Genomic DNA, 18,129 nt, shown 5'->3' with positions numbered 1-18,129 from the left:
GGGAACGTCTGGCAGCGTTACCCGAGCAGTTCCGCGATGGTGCGATGCCGATACTCGAAGATCCGGTCGAGATCCGGGTGGACGAACCGGCGGTCGATCAGCGCGCCGCCCGGAACGGCGTAGGTGACGCGGTCCTCCACGCGCGTGCCCTCGTCCTCCGAGCGGAAGCGGTGCTCGTGGATCCACTTCCGGTACGGGCCGCGGCGCTGCTCGTCGACGAAGCCGTGTGGCGGATCCCAGCGGGTGATCTCGCTCCGCCAGCGGAGAGGGACACCCCGCAGGCGCAGGCGATAGTCGATCAGGGTTCCCACTCCCATCTCGATCGGAGGCGGGGTCACGACCCGGAACTTCACCCAGGGCGGCGTGATCCGCTCCAGGTTATGGGCGTCGGAGAAGAACGCGAAGGTCCGCTCGAGCGGGCATGGCACCCACTGAAAGACGGTGAAGACGCGGTCCTTCACGGGACCTCGTCAGGTCGGAGCGCGGCGAGACGTTCCCGCGGGAACGTCTCCTACCCTGCGCATCGCGACACTTCGGGGTGTGCGGTCCAGCGCTCGAACGCCTCTCCGTCGGTCTCCAGTTCGACCGCGGTCGCGGCGCCCGGTGCGAGATCCGTGCGCTGTGTAGGCCCCAGTTCCGTGCCCGACGACAGGTGGACTTCGACCCGAACGGCGCAGAGCGTCTCGCCCGTCGTGTTCTCCACGGTCCCGGCGAACGCGCTCGCACCCGGGTTGAAGGAGAGGATCAGGCGCGCCCCGCGTCGCGTCGCGTCCCACGTCTCGTCTCGTCCGAGGTACTCGCCCGATTCTTCGCCCTCGTCCCCCTCGTCGTGTCCGCCCTCGCCGCCGTGTTCACCGCTATTGCCGTCGTGCTCCCCGCGCCCCTCGCCGTGCTCACCCTCGCCTTCCTCGCCGCCTTCCCCGTGCTCGCCCTCCTCCTCGTCCTCTCCCACGCCGGCCGCCGAGAGCTTCCGGTGCATGCCGCGCACGTTGAGTTCACGCCAGTCGTCGTACCGGTCCCAGTGGCTGTAGTCCTCCATGACGACGGTCTCGGCCGTCTCGTCCTCGCTCAGGCCCGCCTCGACGGCGGCCCGCACGGCCGCGTCCAGGTCCCGGTAGTAGGTCAACTGCCGCTCAATGGCGGCGCGGTCTCCCGATGGCCCGTGCCCGAACACGATCGTCTCGAACGGGATCTCGAGCAGGCCCTCGATCGCGCCGAACATGTCGGGGAAGTGGAAGCTGGAGAGGTCCTGGTACCCGAACCGGTCGCGCGACACGAAGTCCACCGCGAAGGCAAGGCTGTGCGCCGGCAGGAAGCCGACGGCGATGTCGTCGCTGTGGCTTCGGCCCAGGTAGTGGAGTTCGATCTCGCCGCCCGCGAGCGTCATCGTCTCATCGAAGGTGGCCGTGGGCGGGGGAAGGTCGGGATTCGCGGCTTCCCGTAGCGGCGCGTCCGCGTTCCGGTGCGCGTAGATGGGGACATCGGCCCCGAACGCCTCGCGCAGCACCTCGGCGCCCGTCGCGTGGTCCGCGTGGTTGTGGCTGTACACGATGGCCACGAGTTCGACCCCCGGCGCGACGCGGCGGATCTCCTCCGCATAGGTGCCGGCCGCCTCGACGGAGATCGGATCGAAGGCGAAGACCCCCTCCGAGGTCACGGCGAACAGGGCATTGTGTCCGATCCAGCGGAACTGGTACACCCCCTCGGCGACCTCCGTCGTCTCGAACTGCGGCGTCGCGTCGGCGGCGGCAGCGGTCGCGGCCCCCGAGGGTTCGTCGGATGGCGCCTCTCCTCCTCCGCAGCCGACCCACGCGGCGGAGGCGCCAAGAGCGACGAGAGTGAGATGCGGGATACGAGAGATCAGAGGGGTCGGCGTGCCGGTGAACGAACCGGAAGAGCACTTGCGGATCATATCTACTACCTCCATAGTAGGCGGCGCGGAATCGGCCGTGGAGACGGGTCGGGCACCGCGCCTACACCCGAACGAACCTAAGCCGCGACAGGGGGCTGCCAAGATGAGGCGGATGTCACGACCGAATGCCAGCCTTGGACCGCGGCTCGCCGCGGCATGCGCCGCCGGATTGGTGGCGGCACTCGGGGTGGTGCTTGGGGCGACGTGCGCGGCCGTGCTCGGGGCGGCGGGTCTTCATGCCCAGGAGATCGTCGACCTTCCAGCCGACGATGTCTCCGTCTCGCCGGACCTCGAGTTGGTGTACAACATCGGATCCGCCGCAGCGGCGGCCGAATGGGAGGAGTTCACCTCCATCTCCGGCGTCGCCTTCGACGGCGCGAGCAACCTCTATCTGCTGGACGGGACACAGACATCTGCCGACGTGCGCGTCGTCGTGGTGGACGCGGCGGGCGGATTCGTGAACAGCTTCGGTCGCGCCGGTGACGGCCCGGGCGAGTTCCGCGCCGCGACGCAACTCGTGGTGTGGGAGGACGGGCAGGTCCTGGTCGAGGACATGATGTACGCTGGATACCACGTGTTCAGTCCCGCCGGCGAGTTCGAGCGCATGGTGAGAGAGAGTGGAGGGGGCCTGGTCGCGATGGCGCGCCGCCCGGGCCTCCGCCCCGAGCGGACGGGCGCCCGCACCCTGATCGGGCACAGCCGGCGCACGATCCAGCGCGTGGACATGTCCTCGGAGGATGTCCGGGATCAGGTACTCGTCGAGGCATGGGCGCCGGTCGAGGACGAGGGCCCGCGGAGCGGCGATCTCGAAGACATGATCGGCGAGGCATGGGGGTTCGAACCGGACCTCCTGTTCGACGCGCTGCCTTCGGGCGGCGTCGCGTTCTCGGACTCGTCGGCCTGGGCCATCAAGCTCACCGATCCGTCGGGCACGGTCTCGCGTATCCTGCGCCGTCCCATCCGGCCGCTGGCCGTGACGGAGGAGATGGAGGAGGTGGAGCGCGAACGGCGGCTCGAGATCGAGAGCAATCGCACGCTCACCCAGCGCGGGGGCCCACCGCCCCCCTCGGTCCTCGAGTTCATCGACAACTACAGGTCGCTGCAACGCGAGGCGGTCGAGAACATGCGGTTCTTTCCCGAAGTGCCCCTCATCGCGGCCGTGCGCACGGCCTGGGACGGCGCGCTGTGGGTCCAGCGGAGCACGGAGCCGGGCGCGGACGAGCCGGGCCCCATCGACGTGATCGCGCCGGACGGACGCTACCTGGGCACGCTCCAGACAGGGACCGCGGCGCTGCCCGACATGCCGGACGCCTTCGGCCCGGGCGGCCTCGTCGCGTTCATCGGAGCGGACGAGTTCGACGTCCCCGTCATCACCGTGTGGCGGCTCCCGCCCGCGATCCGCCTGGAATCCGCGCGACCTCCCCCGGCTCGATGAACCTCCACCGGCTCGATGAAGGGAACCTCCTGATGGGACGGAGATCGCGAGCGACCGTCCTTACCGGGACGTTCCTCAACGGAGTGTTCGTCGCTGCGTTGGGAGCCGCCGGCCTGCAAGCCCAGGAGGTCGTCGATCTTCCCGCCGAGGATCTTCCCCTGTCGCCGGATCTCCAGCTCGTGTACCGCCTCGGGTCGGCCGCGGCGACGGCCGAGTGGGAGCAGTTCTCCGCCATCCAGAACGTAGCCTTCGACGGTGCGGGCAACCTCTACCTGCTGAACGGGGCGAGACTGGCGGGCACCTCGCATGTGGTCGTGGTGAACGCCGTCGGTCAATACGTGCGCGACTTCGGTCGCGCCGGCGGGGGTCCGGGCGAGTTCCGCGCGCCGACCCAACTCGTCGTGTGGGAGGACGGTCGCGCGGTCGTCGAGGATATGATGCGCAGGGGATACCACATCTTCAGTCCCAACGGCGAGTTCGAAGACACCGTGCGGGAATCGGGCTCGGGGTTCGGCATCGCGAGCCGCCCGGGACTCCGACCGGCATGGACGGGTTCCCGGTCGCTGATCGGTCGCAGCGAGCGTTCGATCGTGCGGGTCGATATGTCGTCGGAGGAAGTGGCGGAGCACACGCTGGTGGAGGCCTGGCCCCCGCATCAGCGGGAGGAAAGCCGCGACCGCGGCAACAGGGAGATCGAGGACATAATCGGCGAAGTATGGGGGTTCGAGCCGGAGGTCCTGTTCGACGTGCTGCCTTCGGGCAAGGTCGTGTTCTCGGATTCCTCGGGCTACGCCCTGAAGCTCACCGATCCTTCCGGCACGGTATCGCGGATCCTGCGCCGACCCATCCAGCCGCTGCCAGTGACGGACGAGATGAAACGCACGGAGCGCGAACGTCTGGTCGAGATACGACGGAGCCGAAGGGACACATGGTTCGGGACGCCGACGCCGGAGATGGTCGCGCTCGTGAATGACGTCAAGACGGCTTGGCTGGCGGCTGCGGAGAACATGCGGTTCTTCCCGGAAGTGCCCCTCATCGCGGCCGTGCGCGCCACTTGGGACGGCACGCTGTGGGTCCAGCGGAGCACGGAGCCGGGCGCGGACGAGCCGGGCCCCATCGACGTGATCGCGCCGGACGGACGCTACCTGGGCACGCTCCAGACAGGGACCGCGGCGCTGCCCGACATGCCGGACGCCTTCGGCCCGGGCGGCCTCGTCGCGTTCATCGGAGCGGACGAGTTCGACGTCCCCGTCATCACCGTGTGGCGGCTCCCGCCCGCGATCCGCCTGGAATCCGCGCGACCTCCCCCGGGCGCGGGCCGGTCCGCGCTCACTCGGTAACGGTTCAAGGCGCCAGCCATTCCGGCACACGGGGGACACCCGCAAGACGGCGCACCAGCCGCCGCCGCGAGATGGCCACGGTCGCGCGGGAGCGCTCCCCCGTCACCGTCGCATCGATCTCCCGTGCAGCCCGCAGTCCCGACTGGAGAGCTCCCTGCATCCACCCCCGGTCCCCCGAGGCGTGCTCGCCGGCGAAGTGAATGGGGCCTTCGGGCGATGCCAGTTCCGGGAGTTCCGAGAACGGGGGGTTGTACTGCGTGTAGGCCGCCCCGATCCAGGGCTGGTCCTCCCACGCGAAGTGGGTTCCGTGCTCCGCGACCTCGCGTGAGCCGGGGAACAGGCCATCGAAGCGGTCGATGAAGTCGGGCACGATGGCGCCGGCCTCCATCGCCGCGACCGCGCGAGCCATGTCTCCGAACAGGTAGGACATCAGAATCCCCCGAGGCCCTTCCTGGTTCCAGGTGGGATGCCAGAACTCCGAGAATCCCTCCACAAGCGACAACCCCCATCCGTTCAAGCCGTCGTCCTCCCAGGCTCGTTCCGCGTACTGGACGTAGACCCGGGTGACGTCTTCGTAGGAGGTGGCTTCGAACGCCGCTCGCTTTGCTTCCGAGAGGACGGGGTCGAACACGATCTGGTCGATGACGGGGAGGGGGACCGTGCAGATGAGGCGCGCGCCCCTCAGTTCCTCCGCGTCGTCGTCGGCTCCGTGGGTGGCCACGACCCCGCCGTCGTCCCGGACCACCCTCGTCACCGGCGACCCGTACCGCACACGGTCTCCGAGCGCCTCGGCGAAGGCCATCGGCAAGGCATCGGTCCCGGCCGGCATCTTGAGCCACGCGTCCCGCCCTCCGGCGAGGAACACGTCCGGCGTCTCCCGGTAGGGGTCCCCCTGATCGGGAACGATGAGGTACTCGCCTTCCTGCGTATAGAAGGGAGATGTCTCGATGCCGAAGTGGTCGATGTAGCCGAGCGTTCGGTCATGGTCGGGCGGGATGCGGGCCGGGCCGGATTCGGCGATGAGCCCGTCGTCGAAGGGCTCGCGAAGTGTCTGCGCCCGGCCCCCGGCTGCGTCCCTTGCTTCCAGAACCCGGACATCGTGCCCCGCGCGGACCAACTCGTACGCGGCGACCAGCCCGGACAGACCGGCGCCCACCACGATCACGTCGATCTGATCCTGAGGCGGCGGCGGTGGTGGAGGCGGCGCGGGGGGCACACCGACGACCGGACCCATGCCGTTGTCCGAGCAGCCGGCGCCCAGGGAGAGAGAGACCAGGGCGCCGCTGCCCCGGACGAGAAAGTTCCGGCGGCTGACAGTTGCCTTCTTCATGACCGGTTGAAGGTGTTCCGTACTCGGAGCGAGCGCCGGAAGTAGGCCGTCCAGATCGTCGCCCACGCCAGGGATCCGAGCACGATGACCGCGAGGATCGCGATCGCGGCCGCCCATTCCTCGGGGCTCCTCTGCGCCCGCCCGCCCGTCTCCTGATAGAAAGGGACGGCGGCCGCGCGCAGCGTGATCGGGAGGGCGATGACCCACAGCGCGACGATGTTCCACCTCGGGGCTCGGGACGACTTCACGAGGATGAGAGCGAGCGGGGAAGCGAGGAGCAGGAAGATCGCGATCAGCAGCCAGAGGGCGTAGTCGAGAAACCACCCCGACAAGCCCGCCGAATGGAGGAGCAGGAAGGGGATGGAACCAAGAAGGTAAACCAGCAGCCAGCCTCCCACGCCGACGGGCGTGCTCCCGTTGCTCGCGGTGCTGGCGTGCGCGTCTGGTCCCATCGGCTTTCCCGGTTTCGGTTCGCGGTGTGCCCGAGGAAACTAGGGCCGAGGCGTCCCCGGTGAATCCAGCCGGGCCGGCCGGGCCCGCTTGACATTACCCCGGCCCGCCGGCATCGTCTCGCGCGATCCGAATAAAAACCGAATAACAACACTCACGGAGCATCCATGTCCTACGCCGAACGTCTGACCGCCGACCTTTCCATGTCCATGCACCTGTTCAAGAAGACCCTCGAGACGTTCACGGAGGACGACTCGGGTTTCGGGCCCAACCCGGATGTCTTCACCGTGGCCGGCCACGTGGCGCACGCCGCCGGTACGGTCGACTGGTTCGTCGACGGCGCCTTCGGCGACGGCTGGAACATGGACTTCGAGGGACATCTCGAGGAGGCGAGGGCCGTGACTTCACTCGCCGAAGCGATCGCCTGGGTCGACCGGGCCTACGGCCGCGCGATCGAGGTCATCGGGTCCGCGTCGGACGAGGATCTCCGCGCGCCGATCGGCGATCCCAGGATCATGGAAGGCCAGCCGCGAGGGGCGGTCGTGAACGGGATCACGGATCACACGGCGCACCACCGGGGCGCGCTCACGGTCTATGCGCGTCTGCTCGGCAAGGTGCCGGTGATGCCCTACGCGTAAGGCGTTGCGAGGGGCGCCAGCGCGAGCGGGTCGCGCCGGAAGGGTGAAGGAGCGGCTAGATCTCGCGCACGAAGATCTGCGCGGCGGATTCGCGGCGCAGCGCGAGGAGGGTGCCCTCGACGGAGATGATTGGGTCCCCCGCGGGAGAATTGCGGACGCGGCGCAGTCGGCAGCCCGGCAGGATGCCGCGCTCAAGGAGGGGTTCGACTTCCTCGTTCGGGGCGTCGATGCGCTCGAGTTCGACCGCCTGCCGCAGCGGTGCGTCCATCAGCGACGTACGGGAAGACGCAGGGGAACCGTTCGCGGAGTTCGAGACCGCCAGCCGTTCGGCTGCCGCGACTTCGCCGTTCGATCTTCCGTTTTTCACGCCGCGTTGCCCCCTCAACCTGGTTTGACCATCGAAGCAGAACATACTAGCGTCCTCCCCGGTTGAGAACCAGTCTCAACTAACGATAATCGTTATCGGTTGTTTCCCGTCATGTCCCCAGTCGCGACCGCGCCACGCGCCGGAAGCCCCCGCACGGATGTCCCGGATTCGGGGCCGCCCGTGGTCGCGCTCATCGGGCCGCCCAACTCCGGCAAGACGACGCTCTTCAACCGTCTGACGGGGCTGCGCCAGAAGGTCGCGAACTATCCCGGCGTCACGGTCGAGAAGCACGTCGGCCGGGCGCGCTTCGCGTCGGGCGTCGAGTTGGACATCGTCGACCTGCCCGGGGTGAGCGGCTTCTCGGCCCGTTCCGCGGACGAGCGCATCACGCGCGACGCGCTGGAGGGCCGAATCGAAGGGCTGCGGGCGCCCGAGGCCATCGTACTCATCGTAGACGCCGTCCGGCTCGAGACGCAGCTCATGCTCGTCGGCCCCGTCCTCGAACGCGAGCGCCCCACGCTGCTCGTCCTCAACATGGCGGACGAACTCGAGGCGGGGGGTGGCGGCCTGGACGACGAGGCGCTCGCCGAAGCGTTCGGGGTGGAGGTTGTCCGCACAGACGCCCGGACGGGGCGCGGTGTGGAAGCGGTCGCCGACTTCCTGGACCGGGTGGCCGTGCGCCCGTCGGCGCCCGAGACCCGCGCGAAGTCGGGGTCGGCGTCGGCGTCGGCGTCGGGATCCCGGGTGCGAGCCGGACTCCCCACGCTCGACGCGCTCTCCCGCCGTCGCGAAGCCGTCCAGCAGGCGCTCGCGGCGGCGCAATACAGCTCGGCCGGTCCGCCGAAGCTGACGCAACGTCTCGACGCGGTCTTCCTGCACCGGATCGCGGGGCCAGCGGTCTTCCTCGTCATCGCGGTGCTCGTCTTCCAGGCCATCTTCGCCTGGGCCACGCCGATCATGGACGGGGTCGAACTCGCCATCGCCTCCTCCGGCGAGTGGGTCGCGGCGCGTCTTCCGGCGAGCTGGTTCCGCGACCTCCTCATCGACGGCGTGTGGGCGGGGGTGGGCTCCGTCCTCGTTTTCCTCCCCCAGATCCTCATCCTCTTCCTCTTCCTGGGGATCCTGGAGGACTCCGGCTACATGGCGCGGGCCGCGGTGATCGCCGACCGCACGATGCTGAGGGTCGGCCTTCAGGGACGCGCGTTCCTGCCGCTCCTCTCGGCCTACGCGTGCGCGGTCCCGGCGATCCTCTCCTCGCGCACCGTGGAGGACGAGCGCGACCGGATGGCGACCATGTTCATCGCCCCGTTCATGACCTGCTCGGCGCGGCTGCCGGTGTACGCGCTCCTGATCGCGGCGTTCATCCCCGAGCGTCCGCTGCTGGGGCCGTTCGTCGGGACGCGGGCCGCCACGATGCTCGGCCTCTACGCGCTGGGGCTCGCCGCGGCGGTCGGCACCGCCTTCCTCCTCCGCCGCACCCTGCTGCGCGGGAAGCCGTCCGGGTTCGTGATGGAGCTGCCGCCGTACCGGATCCCCTCGCTGCGGACGCTCGGGCTTCGGCTGCTTGACCGTAGCAAGATTTTCCTCCGGAGGGTCGGGAAGATCATCCTCGCCGTGACCGTCGTCCTCTGGGTCCTGGCTCAGTTCCCGCGGGTCGACGGCGCCCCGCCGCCGGTCGAGGAGAGCGCGCTCGGACAGATGGGGCAGGTGATCGAGCCGGCGATCGAACCGCTCGGGTTCGACTGGAGGATCGGAGTGGGTCTCGTCTCCTCCCTCGCCGCGCGCGAGGTCATCGTCGGCACGCTCGGCACGATCTACGGAATCGAGGACACCGACGAGACGTCCCTCGAACTGCGGGCCGCCCTGCAGCGGGATCTGGATTTCGGGGGGGCGGTGGCGCTGCTCGTCTTCTTCGTGTTCGCGCTTCAGTGCATGTCCACGGTTGCCATGATGCGGAGGGAGACGGCCGGCTGGAAATGGCCGCTGACCCAGTTCGGCTACATGCTCGCCCTCGCCTACGCCGGGGCCCTGGCCGCAAACCAACTGTTCTGACGCGCCCCCCTGGGGTCGCTCAGACGGCGTCTTCTCGCCCCTGAACGCCGGCCCGGTCGCGGAAGAAGACGGGGTAGAGCAGGGCGTTGGCGAGCGCTACGACAGTGAAGACGATGAGCGCGTCGACCATACTCCAGTAGTAGAAGGGCCGGATCCCGGCCACGTAGTGGTTCATGTAGATGGCGGCCAGCGCGCAGAAGAAGGCCGCCATCAACAGGTAGCTCTTCAGGCTGCGGACCCAGAGCGAGCCCTTGAGCACGGGGTTCAGGAGATGGAAGACGACCGCGGCGACGAACCACATCGCGTAGTTGTAGCCCAGCGAGATCATGAAGTCGGTGGACGAGAAGTCCTGGTCGAATGCCTCCGGGAAGAGGGGCAGCGGGCGGTGCATGGGCTCCATGATGGTGAAGCCTTCGATGAACCCTCCCACGGTGTAGCGCACGACGTTCAGCAGCACGACGAGGCCCGCCAGCTTCAGGATGGTTTTCACTCGGCCTCCTCTCGGCTTTGCCACGGATCGGTCCGGGCGAGACTATCCATCGCGAGGGTCGGAAACAACAGACGACGTGACGAGGAAAAGGGGCCGCCGATGAGAGCCGGTATCGGGACAATGTGTGTGCTCGCGGGGGTCGCGTGGGCCGGTGCGCTCGGGTGCGGTGGGGAGCCTGCAACGGAGGCTCCGGCGGACGGCACTCCCTTCCACATCCTCGTCACGAACGACGACGGGATTGAATCGCCGGGTATCCAGGAACTCGCGGCGGCGCTGCGCACGGTGGGCGAGGTGACGGTCGTGGCCCCCTGCGGCCAGCAGAGCGGGACGAGCATGTCCATCGGCCTCAACCAGGAGATCCGGCTCCGCACCTACCCAGAGGCGGAGGATGCCGGCGACGGGGGGACCGCCGGCCTGGCGGGGCAGTGCGTCGACGCCACGCCGGCCGGCGCCGTCCTCTTCGCCGTCCGCGCACTGGCGCCGGAATCCGGCTTCGACCTCGTCGTGAGCGGGATCAACCGGGGCGCGAACATCGGCGAGGTCTCGCACATGTCCGGGACGATCGGGGCCGCGATGATGGGAGCGTATCTGCGGATCCCGGCTGTGGCGGCGTCGCAGGGCGGGCGCCCGGGCGGGTTCGAACACGCGGCCGGCGTCGTCGCCCGCTTCGTGGCCGAGCTGCGTCGCCGGGGGCCGGAGACCGGCATCGTCTATTCGCTCAACTTCCCGGCGGCTACCGCGGAGGAAACCGCCGGCATCGCCGCGCGGCCCATGGGCGGCAGCTACTTCGGCATCGACTATGAAGAGACGGAGCCGGAGCCGGGTGAGGACGCCGAGGGAGAGCGCCGGTTCCGTCCCGTGTTCGGGCCGCCGGATGCCATCCCGGCCGGGAGCGACACCGAAGCGCACAATGAAGGTCTCGTCACGATCACCCCGCTCCGCTTCGACTGGACGGACCGCCCGATGGTCGACGTTCTGGAGGGGTGGGACCTCGAGGCGCTCCTCGGGGCTGACGAAGACGGGAGGTAGGCCGCCGCCTACCAGCCGAGGACGTAGCCGAATACGAGGGGGGCGACGATCGTCGCGTCGGATTCGATGACGAACTTCGGCGTGTCCACGTCCAGCTTGCCCCAGGTGATCTTCTCGTTGGGGACGGCGCCGGAGTACGATCCGTAGCTCGCCGTGGAGTCGCTGATCTGGCAGAAGTACGCCCAATAAGGGCACCAGCGGCGGAGGTCCTGCCGGATCATCGGGACGACGCAGATCGGGAAGTCGCCCGCGATCCCGCCCCCGATCTGGAAGAATCCCACCGGGCTTCCGTTCGGGCCAGCGCCCGGTGCGCGCACCGGATCCGCTGCCGGTGTCGGCTCCGGGCCCGGCTCCAGGCCAGGCCGCGCGTCCGGCCTTGCCTCCGGCCCTGCGTCCGGCTTCGCGTCGATCTCGGGGAGGTCCGTCAGCGCACAGCCTGTCGTCGTGTGCGCGTACCAATCGGCGAGCGCGGCCATGTACTCCGTGCCGGCGAGCACGGGGCCGGGGCGGCTCAGTCCGCCGGCGAGTTGTTCCGCGACGAGAAAATTGCCCAGCGTAGAGTCTTCCCAGCCCGGCACGAACAGGGGGAGATCCGCCTCGGCCGCGGCCACCAGCCACGAATCGGCCGGATCGATCCGGTAGCAGTCCGCAAGCGCGCGGTTGCAGATCAGTTGGTAGAGGTACTCGTGCGGGAGTCGGTGCTCGCCCGCGGCGTCGGCTGCCCGCCACAGCTCACCCAGCGGCGTCCCAACCGCGCGAAACGCCTCGGCCTCGGGGATGCAGGTGTCGGTGACGCGGTTCAGCCCCCGCCGCTCGAGATCCTTCTCCTGTGCCGCGGTGAGCGCGCGCCAGTCGGGAATGCGCCGGTAATGGTCGTGTGCCACCAGATTGAAGAGGTCTTCTTCGAGGTTCGCGCCGGTGGCGCAGATCGCATGCACCTTCCCGGCCCGGATCATCTCCGCGAGGGAGAGCCCGAGTTCCGCCGTGCTCATGGCGCCCGCCAGCGTGAGGAGCATCTGTCCCCCGCCATCGATCAGATCGCGCCAGGCCTCGGCCGCCGCTCGCAGCGCCGCCGCGTTGAAGTGGCGGTAATGACGGTCGATGAAGTCGGTCAGCGTCACGCTGTGCACCCGGGGTTCGGAGTCCCGAACGAGGTCGGTCGCGGGGGTGCCGCCGCAGGACCGCTCAGATCAGCAGCGTGGGCTGGAACGTCGGCGGGCGCCGGACGTTCGTCGCCTGCTCGAAGCCGTACGCGAGCCGGATGAGCGTCGCCTCGCTCCAGGCGCGGCCGCACAGCGACATCCCGACCGGGAGCCCTCCGATGAAGCCCATCGGGACCGTCATGTTCGGATAGGCCGCCATGGCCGGGGGCGTCGAGCATCCCCCGCCACCCCCGTCCGAGGCGTCGAGCGGATCCTGCAGCGCGGGGATGCCCGCCGTGATCCCGACGAGAGCGTCGAGTTGGTGCTCGTCCATGGCGCGGTCGATCCCCTGCTCCCGCGAGAGCCGGTGGCTCATGGCGAGCGCGTCGAGGTAGCGCTGGTCCGTGAGCGGGCCGCGCTCCTGGGACCGCACGTGCAGTTCCTGCCCGTAGAGGGCGAGTTCGAGGTCGTGATTCGCCTCGTTGTACTCGATGAGTTCGGCCAGCGACTTTATCGGCGCGTCCGGTCCGAGCGAGGCGAGATAGGCGTTCAGATCGTGCTTGAACTCGTGGTACAGCACCTCCATCTCGTACTCGTTGCCGAACCAGAGTTCCTCAGGGAGCGTCACGGGGTCGACGACGGTCGCGCCCTCCGCCCGCATCGCGTTGAGCGCCTCCTCGAACAGGGCGTCCACGCGGCGGTCGAAGCCGGCGTACTCGCGCAGGACGCCGACGCGGGCGCCGCTGAGTCCGCCCGGGTCCAGCGCGCCGGTGTAGTCGGTCAGGAAGTTGCCCGCGCTCGCGGCGGTCAGCGGGTCGCGGGCGTCGACACCGACCATGGTGCCGAGCATGATCGCGGCGTCGCGCACGGTGCGGGCCATGGGGCCGGTGCTGTCCTGGCTGTGGGCGATGGGGATGACCCCGCCCCGGCTGTGGAGGCCGATCGTGGGCTTGATGCCGACGAGGCAGTTCCGCGACGACGGGCCGACGATCGAGCCGTCGGTCTCCGAGCCGATCGCCGCGACTGCGAGGTTGGCCGCGGCCGCCGACCCGGACCCGGAACTCGACCCGCCCGGCGTGCGATCGAGCGCGTACGGGTTCTTGCAGAAGCCGCCCCGGCCGCCGTCCCACCCGCGGCCGCTCCAGCCCGACGCCCCGAACTCGAACGACTTCCAGCCCGCCCACTCGCTCATGTTCGCCTTGCCGAGCAGAAGCGCCCCGGCGCCGCGCAATCCCGCCGCGACAAACGAATCCTGCGGGGCGATGGACCCGAGGAGCGCCGTCGACCCGGCCGTCGTCGTCATTCCGTCCGCCGTGTCGATGTTGTCCTTCAGCAGAAGCGGGATCCCGTGCAGCGGCCCCCGGGGCCCCGAGGCCTGGAACTCGCGGTCGAGTTGGTCGGCGATCTGGAGGGCGTCCGGATTCGTCTCGAGCACCGCGAACAGCCGCGGTCCCTGCCGGTTCAGCGCCTCGATCCGCTCCAGGTACATCTCCGTGATCGACCGGCAGGTGTACTCGCCCGACCGCATCCCCGCGTGGACGTCGTCGATCGTGATCTCGTCGAGCGCGAAGTCCGGCAGGTCGCTCCCCGCCCGGGATCTCGCCCCCGCAGCGCCGTCCCGCCCCGCCCCGGAGTCGCCACCGGGCGCCCGACAGCCGCCCAGCGAAAGAAACGCGCCGGCCGCGGCGCCGGTTCGCACGAAGGTGCGGCGATCCATTTCGGACATTTCGGACATCGTCCCATCCTGTTTCCCAGCCCGCCGAGCTCCGGGGATGACCTCGACCCCGAGTCGGCCCGTCAGATCGATGGACGCATCATGGAAGCGGCTTCGGCCGGCGGTCAATGAGTCCGTCCCGTCCGCGGCCCATTGACGCCCGCCCGCGTCACGCTCCACCGTCCAGAGCCACCCCTCCCGGAAGGAGATGCGGATGAAGGACACCCTCAGACATCCCGGCACCCCGGGGCCTGGCGTCGCCCGGTCCGGCGCCCTGCGGATCGGCGTCCCGTGGCTCGCTGTCGCGTCCGTCGGCTTCCTGTGTCTGAGCGCGGCCGAGCTGCAGGGCCAGCCCGTCCCCGACTTCTCGTCCGTGCGGGACGAGATCCGGAGCGCGCTCGTGGCCTGGGACCAGCCCTCCATGGCTGTCGCCGTCGCGCTGGGCGGAGAAGTCGTGTGGGAGGAGGGGTTCGGGTGGGCGGACCGCGAGCGTCGGATCCCTGCCACCGAACACACGATGTACTCGCTCGCCTCGATCTCGAAGCCGATCACGGCGACCGGTCTCATGGTCCTCGTGGAACGGGGCCTCGTCGACCTCGACGCGCCGGCGAACGACTACCTCGGTCCCGCGAAGATCGACGGGCGGGCCTGGGACGCGGCGCGCGCCACGGTGCGGCGCGTGGCCAGCCACACGGCGGGCCTCCCCCTCCACTACCAGTTCTTCTACGAGGACGAATCGTACCGCCGGCCCCACATGGACGAGACGATCCGGCGCTACGCGAACCTCGTCACGGCGCCGGACGAACGCTGGAACTACTCGAATCTCGGCTACGGGATCCTCGACTACATCATCGAGCGCGTCTCGGGGCAGTCGTACCCCGACTTCATGCGCGACGAGGTGTTTCAGCCGCTGGGCCTCACCCGGACGTCGGTCGGCATCGGACCGGGGCTCGAGCACTTCACGGCGACTCGGTACGCGACGGACCAGAGTCCGATCCCGTTCTACGATTTCGACCACCCCGGCGGCTCCGCCGTGTTCAGCAGCGCCCACGACCTCGTCCGCTTCGGCATGTTCCACCTCGGGCGCGACCTCGATGATCAACGCAGGATCATCTCCGACGCGGCGACCGAGGCGATGCGCCGTCCGATCCGGGAGAGTGCCCCCGGCAACGAATACGGACTCGGCTGGGCGCTGCGAGCCCTCCCGGGGGGACTCCGCCTCCAGCGCCACGGCGGCGGCATGGGCGGCGTCCGCACGGAACTCGCGATCGCCCCGGAGGAGAACGCGGCCGTCGTCGTCCTCTCGAACTCGGCGACGCCCCTCACCGGCTACATCTCGAACCTCATCTGGCACACGCTGTACCCGGACGCCGTGCCGAAACCGACGCGGCCGCAAGTTCCCGGCCCGCACCGGCTTGAACGTGAGGGGATCCTCGAGGGGGCCGGGGACGCCGCGGTGCCGCTGATCGCGTTCACGCCGATGCCCGACCTCGCCGGGGACTGGGTCGGCGAAGTGGACACCCACCTCGGACCGCACCGGCTGGCGCTCGCGATCGACGACGGCGGCCGCGTCCACGTCCGGTTGGGGGATCAACTGTGGACGCTGCTCAACAACGCCCGCTTCGACGGCGAATACCTGAGGGGCGGCTTCAAGGGCGACATCGGCACGGAGGACGCGAACCGGACCGACTACGTGCTCTCGCTGGAACTCAACCTCCGAGACAACATCCTGAACGGCTCGGTGACGGCCATCACGCTCCCGAACGTGCGCCTCGGCAACGCGCTTACGCACTGGGCGGAGCTTCGCCGCCGGTGAGACCGTGCTGAGGCCGCAGGGGGTTCCGCCTCCAGCGGCGATCATCTGCGAAACGACCTGTGCAGGAAGGGAACCATGATGACGCGATCGGACCCGTCGGACCGTCGAATCGGGCGTGGATCCGCGTTGCCGCCGGCCTTCTCGCTGCGGGCGTTCGCGATCTGGGCGACCGCCGCGTGGCTGGTCGCGTGCGGGCCACGGGGCGACGCGGCCGACGCTCCGCCGCAGACTCCCGCCCGGGCCGCCGCTGCCCAGACCGAGGCTGCCCAGACCGAAGCCGAGGCCATCGCCGCGGCGCACCACGACTTCCTGCTGGAGAACTACGAGAAGACCGAGCACGTGGTCGCAATGCGGGACGGGATCGAACTCTACACGCTCGTCTACGAGCCGCGTGACCGCTCGCGGGAGTATCCCATCCTCCTCTTCCGGACTCCGTATTCCATCGGCCCCTACGAGCCGGGCGAATACCGGAACCCGCTCGGTCCCTCCGAGGAGTTCGACCGCTCGGGATACATCTTCGCCTTTCAGGACGTGCGCGGGCAGTTCAGGTCCGAGGGCGAGTTCGAGGTCATCCGCGCCCCCGCGCCGGAACCCCGCGGCCCGACCGACACCGACGAGATCACGGACAACTACGACACGATCGAGTGGCTGCTCGCGAACGTCGAGAACCACAACGGACGCGTGGGGCAGTGGGGGATCTCCTATCCCGGCTGGCAGACGGTAATGGGGATGGTGGACGCGCACCCCGCCCTCGTGGCGGCGTCGCCCCAGGCCTCGCCCTCGGACATGTTCATCGGCGACGACTGGCACCATAACGGCGCCTTCCGGATCATGTACGCCTTCTCGTGGCTGTCCGGGAACGCCCGCCGCCGCGACGGCCCGACCTCGACGCGCGGGGCCCGCTTCGACTACGGCACGCCCTCCGGCTACGACTTCTTCCTCAACGCCGGGTCCGCCGCCACGGTGGACGAACTCTACTTCCACGGCGACGTGCCGGCGTGGCGCGACTTCATCGAGCACCCCGACTACGACGAGTTCTGGCAGGCGCAGAACGCGCTGCGCTACCTGGACGACGTCCGCCCCGCGACGCTCAACGTGGCGGGCTGGTTCGACACCGAGGACTTCTACGGCCCCATGTCCATCTACCGGACGGTCGAGGCGGAGAACCCCGGCCTCGAGAACACGCTCGTCGTCGGCCCCTGGCTGCACGGCGGCTGGCGGCGGATGGACGGCGACTTCCTCGGCTGCATCGCCTTCGACACGAAGACCTCGCTCCACTTCCAGCGGGAGTTCCAGCTCCCCTTCTTCGAGCACCACCTGAAGGACGAGGGGACGTGGGACGCGACGGAGGCCAACGTCTTCCTCACGGGGACGAACGAGTGGCGCGCCTACGATTCATGGCCGCCGGCGGACGTCACCCCCGTGAGTCTTTACCTGGGACCGGACGGGACGCTGGGCTTCGGGCCCCCGACGCGGGCCGCGGACTCCGCCGCCGGGTCGGCCGGGGATGCGGTCGCCGACGCGCACGCCGATTCGTACGTGAGCGATCCGGCGAATCCCGTACCGTTCTCGGCCGAGGAGCGCACCACGCTGGGCCACCTGTGGAAGGTGGAGGACCAGCGCTTCGCTTCGGAGCGCCCGGATGTCCTCGTCTACCAGTCGGAACCGCTGGAGGAGGACCTCACGATCGCGGGTCCGATCGGGGCCGAGATCTTCGTCTCCACGACGGGGACGGACTCCGACTGGATCGTCAAGCTGATCGACGTCTATCCCGCTGACGCGCCGCCCAGCCCGAACTGCGACGTCCCCATGGGCGGCTACCAGATGCACCTGGCGGGGGAGATCATGCGCGGCCGCTTCCGAAACGACCTCGAGAACCCCGAGCCGATGGTCCCGGGAGAGGTGACGCGGATCGAGATCGACCTGCGCGACCGCTTCCACACCTTCAAGGCGGGACACCGACTCATGGTCCACGTCCAGAGTTCCTGGTTCCCGGCCTACGACCGCAACCCGCAGACGTTCGTCGACACGTACACGGCGTTACCGGGGGACTACCGGGCCGCGACGCAGACCGTATACCGGTCGGCGGCGCACCCGTCGCGCGTGATCCTCGGCGTCCTGCCGCGTTAGCCGACGCCCACGGACGTTCCCGCGGGAACGCGTTTACGGGCCGGGAGGCCGGAATACGACACTTAGCGAGCTCCGCCGTCGCGGCACGGCGTCACGCTCTTCGTCTCGATCCGTGCCAGCCAGGCCCGAAAGCGCGGTTGCCCTTGCGGATCCAGTTCTCCCCTCCGGTCGCCCAGTAGAACCGCACGAGTGCAATCCGGTCCGGATGATCGACCGAGACCGCCGGCGCTCCCTCGGCGTCTCCCGTAGCGGCCGTCAACCGCACGGTGTCGCCCGGTGCCGAG

15 protein-coding genes are annotated in these 18,129 nt (G+C 69.4%); 7 read left to right on the top strand and 8 right to left on the bottom strand.

Annotated elements, in window-relative coordinates; all coding sequences use genetic code 11:
- Window positions 1–17 precede the first annotated feature (17 nt).
- Both ACOGXI_RS07725 and ACOGXI_RS07720 read right to left on the bottom strand, forming a co-directional pair.
- Window positions 18–461, bottom strand: a complete 444-nt coding sequence (locus tag ACOGXI_RS07725) for an SRPBCC family protein (RefSeq protein WP_419938291.1) — start codon at window positions 459–461, stop codon at window positions 18–20.
- A 50-nt stretch (window positions 462–511) separates the two neighbouring features.
- Window positions 512–1,912: an MBL fold metallo-hydrolase gene (locus ACOGXI_RS07720; protein WP_419938290.1), complete on the bottom strand. Its 1,401-nt coding sequence runs from the start codon at window positions 1,910–1,912 to the stop codon at window positions 512–514.
- 112 nt (window positions 1,913–2,024) lie between these two features.
- Between ACOGXI_RS07720 and ACOGXI_RS07715 the strand changes: the two genes are divergently transcribed.
- Window positions 2,025–3,347 (top strand): hypothetical protein, encoded by a 1,323-nt coding sequence (locus tag ACOGXI_RS07715; protein ID WP_419938289.1) that lies wholly within the window; start codon window positions 2,025–2,027, stop codon window positions 3,345–3,347.
- Between the two features lie 32 nt (window positions 3,348–3,379).
- Window positions 3,380–4,687: a hypothetical protein gene (locus ACOGXI_RS07710; protein ID WP_419938288.1), complete on the top strand. Its 1,308-nt coding sequence runs from the start codon at window positions 3,380–3,382 to the stop codon at window positions 4,685–4,687.
- A 4-nt stretch (window positions 4,688–4,691) separates the two neighbouring features.
- Here the strand turns inward: ACOGXI_RS07710 and ACOGXI_RS07705 are convergent, their stop codons facing one another.
- Window positions 4,692–6,017, bottom strand: coding sequence for a flavin monoamine oxidase family protein (locus tag ACOGXI_RS07705; RefSeq protein ID WP_419938287.1), 1,326 nt, complete (start codon window positions 6,015–6,017; stop codon window positions 4,692–4,694).
- Complete coding sequence (locus ACOGXI_RS07700) at window positions 6,014–6,469, bottom strand: hypothetical protein (RefSeq protein ID WP_419938286.1); 456 nt, start codon at window positions 6,467–6,469, stop codon at window positions 6,014–6,016. The genes ACOGXI_RS07705 and ACOGXI_RS07700 overlap by 4 nt, the downstream gene beginning before the upstream one ends.
- 165 nt (window positions 6,470–6,634) lie before the next feature.
- Here ACOGXI_RS07700 and ACOGXI_RS07695 point away from each other — a divergent pair, with 165 nt between their 5' ends.
- Window positions 6,635–7,105: a DinB family protein gene (locus ACOGXI_RS07695; protein ID WP_419938285.1), complete on the top strand. Its 471-nt coding sequence runs from the start codon at window positions 6,635–6,637 to the stop codon at window positions 7,103–7,105.
- A gap of 55 nt (window positions 7,106–7,160) precedes the next feature.
- Here the strand turns inward: ACOGXI_RS07695 and ACOGXI_RS07690 are convergent, their stop codons facing one another.
- Window positions 7,161–7,472: a FeoA family protein gene (locus tag ACOGXI_RS07690; protein WP_419938284.1), complete on the bottom strand. Its 312-nt coding sequence runs from the start codon at window positions 7,470–7,472 to the stop codon at window positions 7,161–7,163.
- A gap of 111 nt (window positions 7,473–7,583) precedes the next feature.
- Here ACOGXI_RS07690 and feoB point away from each other — a divergent pair, with 111 nt between their 5' ends.
- The gene (feoB, locus tag ACOGXI_RS07685; RefSeq protein ID WP_419938283.1) at window positions 7,584–9,524 is read left to right on the top strand and encodes a ferrous iron transport protein B; all 1,941 of its coding nucleotides are present in this window, start codon (window positions 7,584–7,586) and stop codon (window positions 9,522–9,524) included.
- A gap of 19 nt (window positions 9,525–9,543) precedes the next feature.
- Here feoB and ACOGXI_RS07680 read toward each other — a convergent pair whose 3' ends face one another.
- A complete protein-coding gene (locus tag ACOGXI_RS07680) occupies window positions 9,544–10,014 on the bottom strand; it encodes a hypothetical protein (RefSeq protein ID WP_419938282.1) in 471 nt (156 codons plus the stop codon).
- A gap of 99 nt (window positions 10,015–10,113) precedes the next feature.
- Between ACOGXI_RS07680 and surE the strand changes: the two genes are divergently transcribed.
- A complete protein-coding gene (surE, locus tag ACOGXI_RS07675; RefSeq protein WP_419938281.1) occupies window positions 10,114–11,043 on the top strand; it encodes a 5'/3'-nucleotidase SurE in 930 nt (309 codons plus the stop codon).
- 8 nt (window positions 11,044–11,051) lie between these two features.
- On the opposite strand, the gene ACOGXI_RS07670 is transcribed toward surE, so the two are convergent.
- Both ACOGXI_RS07670 and ACOGXI_RS07665 read right to left on the bottom strand, forming a co-directional pair.
- Window positions 11,052–12,173, bottom strand: a complete 1,122-nt coding sequence (locus ACOGXI_RS07670) for a deoxyhypusine synthase family protein (RefSeq protein ID WP_419938280.1) — start codon at window positions 12,171–12,173, stop codon at window positions 11,052–11,054.
- A gap of 55 nt (window positions 12,174–12,228) precedes the next feature.
- On the bottom strand, window positions 12,229–14,124 hold the full coding sequence (locus ACOGXI_RS07665) for an amidase (protein ID WP_419938279.1): 1,896 nt from the start codon (window positions 14,122–14,124) through the stop codon (window positions 12,229–12,231).
- Here ACOGXI_RS07665 and ACOGXI_RS07660 point away from each other — a divergent pair.
- The gene (locus tag ACOGXI_RS07660; RefSeq protein ID WP_419938278.1) at window positions 14,114–15,715 is read left to right on the top strand and encodes a serine hydrolase domain-containing protein; all 1,602 of its coding nucleotides are present in this window, start codon (window positions 14,114–14,116) and stop codon (window positions 15,713–15,715) included. The genes ACOGXI_RS07665 and ACOGXI_RS07660 overlap by 11 nt on opposite strands.
- A 75-nt stretch (window positions 15,716–15,790) precedes the next feature.
- The gene (locus ACOGXI_RS07655) at window positions 15,791–17,845 is read left to right on the top strand and encodes a CocE/NonD family hydrolase (protein ID WP_419938277.1); all 2,055 of its coding nucleotides are present in this window, start codon (window positions 15,791–15,793) and stop codon (window positions 17,843–17,845) included.
- Window positions 17,846–18,129 lie beyond the last annotated feature (284 nt).

It is taken from the genome of Candidatus Palauibacter sp. (assembly GCF_965208055.1).
Lineage (GTDB): Bacteria > Gemmatimonadota > Gemmatimonadetes > Palauibacterales > Palauibacteraceae > Palauibacter.
This window is presented reverse-complemented; position numbering and strand designations above follow the sequence as displayed.

What these genes read in the sequence shown, in the direction of transcription:
- ACOGXI_RS07720 (WP_419938290.1), bottom strand. Translation starts at nt 1,912, where the DNA reads ATGATCCGCAAGTGCTCTTCCGGTTCGTTCACCGGCACGCCGACCCCT.
- ACOGXI_RS07715 (WP_419938289.1), top strand. Translation starts at nt 2,025, where the DNA reads ATGTCACGACCGAATGCCAGCCTTGGACCGCGGCTCGCCGCGGCATGC.
- ACOGXI_RS07710 (WP_419938288.1), top strand. Translation starts at nt 3,380, where the DNA reads ATGGGACGGAGATCGCGAGCGACCGTCCTTACCGGGACGTTCCTCAAC.
- ACOGXI_RS07705 (WP_419938287.1), bottom strand. Translation starts at nt 6,017, where the DNA reads ATGAAGAAGGCAACTGTCAGCCGCCGGAACTTTCTCGTCCGGGGCAGC.
- ACOGXI_RS07700 (WP_419938286.1), bottom strand. Translation starts at nt 6,469, where the DNA reads ATGGGACCAGACGCGCACGCCAGCACCGCGAGCAACGGGAGCACGCCC.
- ACOGXI_RS07695 (WP_419938285.1), top strand. Translation starts at nt 6,635, where the DNA reads ATGTCCTACGCCGAACGTCTGACCGCCGACCTTTCCATGTCCATGCAC.
- feoB (WP_419938283.1), top strand. Translation starts at nt 7,584, where the DNA reads ATGTCCCCAGTCGCGACCGCGCCACGCGCCGGAAGCCCCCGCACGGAT.
- surE (WP_419938281.1), top strand. Translation starts at nt 10,114, where the DNA reads ATGAGAGCCGGTATCGGGACAATGTGTGTGCTCGCGGGGGTCGCGTGG.
- ACOGXI_RS07660 (WP_419938278.1), top strand. Translation starts at nt 14,114, where the DNA reads ATGAAGGACACCCTCAGACATCCCGGCACCCCGGGGCCTGGCGTCGCC.
- ACOGXI_RS07655 (WP_419938277.1), top strand. Translation starts at nt 15,791, where the DNA reads ATGATGACGCGATCGGACCCGTCGGACCGTCGAATCGGGCGTGGATCC.